The sequence below is a fragment of the uncultured Campylobacter sp. genome (genome assembly GCF_938030685.1).
Taxonomy (GTDB): Bacteria; Campylobacterota; Campylobacteria; order Campylobacterales; family Campylobacteraceae; genus Campylobacter_B.
Genome location: NZ_CALHHX010000112.1, coordinates 1 through 5265, shown reverse-complemented (window position 1 = coordinate 5265; position 5265 = coordinate 1). Strand labels below are relative to the sequence as shown.

Annotated in this window: 6 protein-coding genes; 4 read left to right on the top strand and 2 right to left on the bottom strand. The window is 45.1% G+C overall.

The window, feature by feature from the left end; all coding sequences use genetic code 11:
• Window positions 1-499 (bottom strand): fumarate hydratase (locus Q0369_RS05200; RefSeq protein WP_298096919.1); only part of this gene is annotated, 499 nt, incomplete at its 3' end.
• A gap of 199 nt (window positions 500-698) precedes the next feature.
• On the opposite strand from Q0369_RS05200, the gene Q0369_RS05195 reads away from it, so the two are divergent.
• From Q0369_RS05195 to Q0369_RS05185, 3 genes are all read left to right on the top strand, one after another.
• Window positions 699-1256 carry a NapC/NirT family cytochrome c gene (locus Q0369_RS05195; protein ID WP_298096915.1) on the top strand — a complete coding sequence of 186 codons (558 nt, stop codon included), beginning with the start codon at window positions 699-701 and terminating at the stop codon, window positions 1254-1256.
• 10 nt (window positions 1257-1266) lie between these two features.
• Entirely contained in the window at window positions 1267-2667 is a 1401-nt protein-coding gene (locus Q0369_RS05190; protein ID WP_298096913.1) for a multiheme c-type cytochrome, read from the top strand.
• Between the two features lie 278 nt (window positions 2668-2945).
• Window positions 2946-3362 carry a hypothetical protein gene (locus Q0369_RS05185; RefSeq protein WP_005870906.1) on the top strand — a complete coding sequence of 139 codons (417 nt, stop codon included), beginning with the start codon at window positions 2946-2948 and terminating at the stop codon, window positions 3360-3362.
• 1247 nt (window positions 3363-4609) lie between these two features.
• Here the strand turns inward: Q0369_RS05185 and Q0369_RS05180 are convergent.
• The gene (locus Q0369_RS05180; protein ID WP_298096910.1) at window positions 4610-4828 is read right to left on the bottom strand and encodes a hypothetical protein; all 219 of its coding nucleotides are present in this window, start codon (window positions 4826-4828) and stop codon (window positions 4610-4612) included.
• A 310-nt stretch (window positions 4829-5138) separates the two neighbouring features.
• Between Q0369_RS05180 and Q0369_RS11195 the strand changes: the two genes are divergently transcribed.
• Window positions 5139-5265 (top strand): DUF6803 family protein (locus tag Q0369_RS11195; protein ID WP_367178975.1); only part of this gene is annotated, 127 nt, incomplete at its 3' end.

Sequence of the window (5265 nt, the reverse complement as noted above, 5' to 3'; positions counted from 1 at the left end):
CCTCGATGCCGTCTGCGGGAACGAGCATTTTTAGCACCGATTTGTTTTCGCTGCCGAAGCCTTTTGGGGCTACTTTTATCTTAAGCTTGTCGCCTGGGACGATACGTGTATTGATGACCGCGGGGGTATTATTCGTGGTGTTTTTACGCTCAAAAAGCGGCTCTGCGACCACGGATTTACGCAGATAGCCGCCTACGTAGCCGTCCGCGACGCCTGCGTTGATAGCATCCTCCAAATATCCACCCTCGATATGCACATCCTGACCAAGTTCGACAAAAACCACCGTCATACCGGTATCTTGGCAGATCGGTGCAACCTCTTTCGCCGCTAAATCGGCATTTTGCAAGAGTTTGCCTAAGATATCCTTGCCGATGGGCGAAGTTTCGTTCTCGCGCGCTTTCTCAAATGCCGCGCGCATATCTGGCGTGACTTGATAACAGGCTTTTTTGCAAAGTTCGCTGACTACTTTTGTAATCTCAGCCGCTTGGATCGTTTTCATGATTTCTCCTTGTATTGAAATTTTAATGGATTATATTCCGTTAAACTAAAAACTTAGTTTAAAATTTTATCTTCATTTAATAAATTTTAACAAAAGGCTAGAAAATAAGCGGTTTTTAATCTTTTTATAATAAAATACTGCTTTTCGAATTATCAAATACTAAAAATTTTGCGAAGAAATTTTAAAATCAAGGAAACCTATGAAAAAGAAAACTCTTGTGCTGCTCGTGGGCGCTTGTGTGCTTATAGGAATGATACTTTCTCTTGGGATTGCGGAGATGGTTCACCTTACGGGCACCGATAAATTCTGCGTGTCCTGTCATACGATGCAGCCGATGGCAAACGCCTTTCACAACGATGTTCACGGCGGCAATAATCCGCAAGGCTTCAAGGCCGATTGCGTCGCCTGTCACGTCTCTCATGAAAATACCTTTATGTATCTTTGGACCAAAGCTCTGACCTCCGCAAATGATGTCTATAAGACGGTCTTTACTGACGCAGATAAGATCGATTGGCAAGAAAAACGCAAGGAGCGAAATCATTTCGTTTATGAAAGCGGCTGTCTAAGCTGCCATCGAAATTTAAAAGAGCAGAATAATCAAGTAAATAAAGCCTGGCTCGCGCATAGGGATTATTTCGCGGGCGCTACCGGCAAAACCTGCGTGCAGTGCCACGAAAACGTCGGCCACAAAAATATGGGTATAGAGATCACCAAATATTGGGATAAATACAACCGAGAAAATAACAAAACCAAGTAAAGGAGAAGCAATGCTAAAAAAAGTCGCTATTTTAATAGCCTGTATCGCATCGTTTGCATTCGCAGAAATGCCCGCGCAGCATGCGAATATGTCCGCGTCGGACGCGAACGTAAGCAATTCCGTAAACGTTAGTCTTACGAAGAATTTAAAGGTAAATAGGCAGCTTACGCCGCTAGCTAGACGCTGCGTCGAGTGCCATGCCGAAAAAACTCCGGGCGTCGTTGCGGATTGGAAGATGAGCCGCCACGCTCACGTAGGCGTTAGCTGTACCGACTGCCACTCGCAGCCAGCAGATAGCCCTATGGCAGCTAAAGAGCCGCATCCGAAAGACACAGATAATCATATTTCGGTGCTAGTTAGCCCTAAAACCTGTGCTAAATGCCACAGCAACGAGGTTAAAGAGTTTGAAAACAGCGGTCACGCAAGAGGCGCTATGCAAATGCAAGCCAACAAAGGAATAGTTGATCTAATGTATCACTACGAAGGACGTGATATCCCTGATCTTAAACATGCACCTGATATTACCGGCTGCTCTCAATGCCACGGTAGCGTCGTTAAAATGGATGAGCATAACAAGCCTACCAAAGAGACCTGGCCCGTTTACGGCATCGGTACGGTTTATCCGGACGGTAGCGTAGGCGGATGCAAATCATGCCACTCGGGTCATAAATTTTCGATTGCTGAAGCTCGTAAGCCTGCTGCTTGCGCATCTTGCCACTTAGGACCTGATCATCCGGATATCGAAATTTACAACAACTCAATGCACGGACACGTATTTAACGCTGAAAGCAATGAGTGGAAATTCGATAGCGCTCCCGGTACTTGGGCGGTTCCTGACTACCGCGCCCCTACATGTGCAACCTGCCATATGAGCGGCGGTGTGGGCGATCTAAACTCCACTCACAACGTATCTCAACGCTTGAAGTGGAATTTGTGGCAGCCTAAGAGCAATCTACGCACCGGCGGTAATGAGACCGCGGTAAGCGAGTTTTTAAATACCGGCAAGTTAAACGTCGGCAATCCTTTGGCAGGTAACCTAAACGGTCCTGAGGCAGCGCGTGCGGAGATGAAGCAAGTCTGCAAAGAGTGCCACGCAAGCACCCACACGAATAATTTCTTTGAGGTGGGCGATAAGCAGGTACTTCTATATAACGTTTACAACGACGAAGCGACTAAGATGCTAAAAGAGCTTAAGGAAAAGAAACTTCTAAAAGACGATCCTTGGGCGGATGCGTTCCAGCGTATTTATTACACTTCGTGGCATCACGAGGGTCGCAGAATGCGCCAAGGCGCGCTAATGGGCGGACCTGATTATTCGCATTGGCACGGCGTATTCGAGGTCAAAAACGACATTAGAGAGATGCGCGAAATCTACGAGCGCCGCATCAAAACCGGCAAGATCGAGGAATAATCCTTCTTAGTCTGCTAAATTCTGCCGGACTAAACAGATTAAGCTTGTAAGCCCCTGCACTTCGCGGGGGCTTTTTTATTTGGATAAAATTTTAGAATTTTATTTCGTAATCCGCAAAGCCCATCGAAAATCGCCCCTAAAAGCCACTACAAAATCACTGTCTAATTATTTAAGATCATTGAGAATTTATGACGGAAGTAGCTGATAAATTAGAGTAAATTTATCTCTTTGCAATCCAAAATTAGCTACAATCACGCATATCATTTAAAAGGAATTTTATGGACAAGCAAACGGCATTAGACTTTTTGAGACTTCATCAGCCGATGCCTGCGCAGCTTTCGGATCAGCTCGCGGCAGAGTTTCGCGCGGTACGGGAATTTTTGCGTGATAATCCATGTGATGAAGCGCTTGAGCCGCTTTTGCGCTCGCTAAACGAGGGCGACGGCGCAGGTGAATATCCGCTCGTGGACGAGGTATTGGGCGCGGCGGACGATGCTGCTGCGGTAGCTGCGATTAGAGCGGTCTTAGAAGATCCGAGCACGGGCAGCGGAGCGCGATTTTGGGCGACGCTTTTTAGCGTGAGCTTCGTCCGTAAGGAGCTCATCGCAAGTCTGGAGACATCGCTTAAATACGCAAACGATGATTTGATCGAGCTTACGAAGGAGCAGATCGAAATGTTTAAGCAGCTGACGTAAAGCTAGCTGCGTAACTTATAGTTGCGCCTTGCTCACCAGATTGCGCTGCTACAAAGCAAATCCAAATTTATAAAAATCGGCTTAATCAAAGGTTGCTTTTAAATTTTAAAATTTTGCGGTCGCTTAAAATTTTTAGAGGCGGCAATCGAGCAGGCGGCGCGCTTTATTTTCTACGCGCTGTGGCAGGCGCCCTGTGCGAGGATTGCTATCGGCAAAGATATAGCGTCGCCGCTAAGTGCGAGCGGCGCAGGCACCGAGAGATATCTACCTAGGAAGGGTAGAAATTTCACGGCGTCGTTTGAAGTAAAATTTTAAATCTGCGGGCTTGTGATAGAATTTAAGTCGTAATAATGAAGCATAATTTAATATCGCTACGAGCTCACCGCTGAAATTTTAAGATTACGTCGCGCAGTGACGAGATTTTGCTCGGTGCAATCCGTACGAGATTTTAAGCCGTAAAGATAAAGCGGAATTTCTCATACGTGATTTTTCTTTAGACAAAATTTTAAGTAATGAGTTTGAAGCGGAATTTTAAGGTGCGAGTTAGAGACTATAAACTTGCACCGTCGGTAGAGGATACCGCGCCTTTTTTGCTCTGAGAACTCCTACCGCACGGCAAAGAATTTTGCGCCATTTTGCACTACAGCTATGGATCTTGACCACGCAGTGAGCAAGGTTGCGCTGCGCTATGCGACTAAGGATACTGCGCCATTTCGCAAGCGATTTTGTGGCGAGATAGGCTATGTGTTTGGGCGCACGACATAGAAATTTGTATGGTGCGATACACGTGGGATTACACGGCGCAGATTTCGCGTCCTCATCTGCACTGCTAAAAATTCTACTGAGCAGAGGTGATCTAGAAATTTTGCAGCGGCACGAAATCTTCTAGCGCGGATTTTGAGCTTACGTAAAATTTCGCACCGCTAGCATGTGAGAGACCTGAAATTTTAAATCGCATGTCGCTTTAAAATTTTAAATTTATGAAATTTGAGCCGCGCTTACTTTTAAATCCTAATTACGCGCCATGTTTGGCGATGAAATTTTAAAATTTCATCGCGCCAAGAGCAGCTCGATCAATCGGCGGACGCAGTAAAAACAAGATATATAAAATGCGTCGGCGCGCGTGAAGCGGAGCCAAATTTAAATTGCTGGTTAAATTTTAAAGCGCGGCTTAGACCGCGCTATGCGGGCATTCGGCTCGGCTTTAAAATAGTTAAATTTAGCGCTAGCGTCTGCGGGAGCTTCAGCTACCTGATTTTTGCGCTGCCGAAGCAAAGCCCGTTTTCGTTGCACTGCATATTTTCGATTTGCGGCTCCTCGCTTTCGCCGCAAATTTGAATCATTTGATGCGATGCTTCATCCATTTTAGGCTCGCTGCAATACGAAACGCCGGGCTCTGGATGCTCCGAGTTAGAACAGCCGCATATAATCAGCGCCGCGCAGACAAACAATAGGACATTTTTCATTCTAAATCCTTTTAAAAAATTTTGTAATTCTATCTTTGCGAAGCTGAAATTTTACGGAATTTAAAGCGTTTCGGATAAATTTAATGTATCTGCATTTGCAAATATAAATTTTCTAAATTTCACGTTAGATACGAAGGGGCGGCGTGCGAGGCGAGATAAATTTAATATTTGTGAGCGAGTTTTAAGATGCAGTTCAAATCATTTTGCGGAAAGATAAGATTAAAGGCGCACTTAATCTTATCTATTGTTTTAAAATTTTTTACCGAAAGCCGCTATAATTGCGCCCTTTAAACTAAAATAAGGAGAAAACATGACAATGACGAATTACATGGAACTTTTGATGGCAAATCAGCCGTGGAATTTGATTTTATTTATGGCGGTACCGATGGGCTTAGCAGAAGCGATAGTAGCGAGCGAATTTTTTAGCTTGTACCGCG

Coding starts and splice junctions, on each gene's coding strand:
- Q0369_RS05195 (WP_298096915.1), top strand. CDS start 699: ATGAAAAAGAAAACTCTTGTGCTGCTCGTGGGCGCTTGTGTGCTTATA.
- Q0369_RS05190 (WP_298096913.1), top strand. CDS start 1,267: ATGCTAAAAAAAGTCGCTATTTTAATAGCCTGTATCGCATCGTTTGCA.
- Q0369_RS05185 (WP_005870906.1), top strand. CDS start 2,946: ATGGACAAGCAAACGGCATTAGACTTTTTGAGACTTCATCAGCCGATG.
- Q0369_RS05180 (WP_298096910.1), bottom strand. CDS start 4,828: ATGAAAAATGTCCTATTGTTTGTCTGCGCGGCGCTGATTATATGCGGC.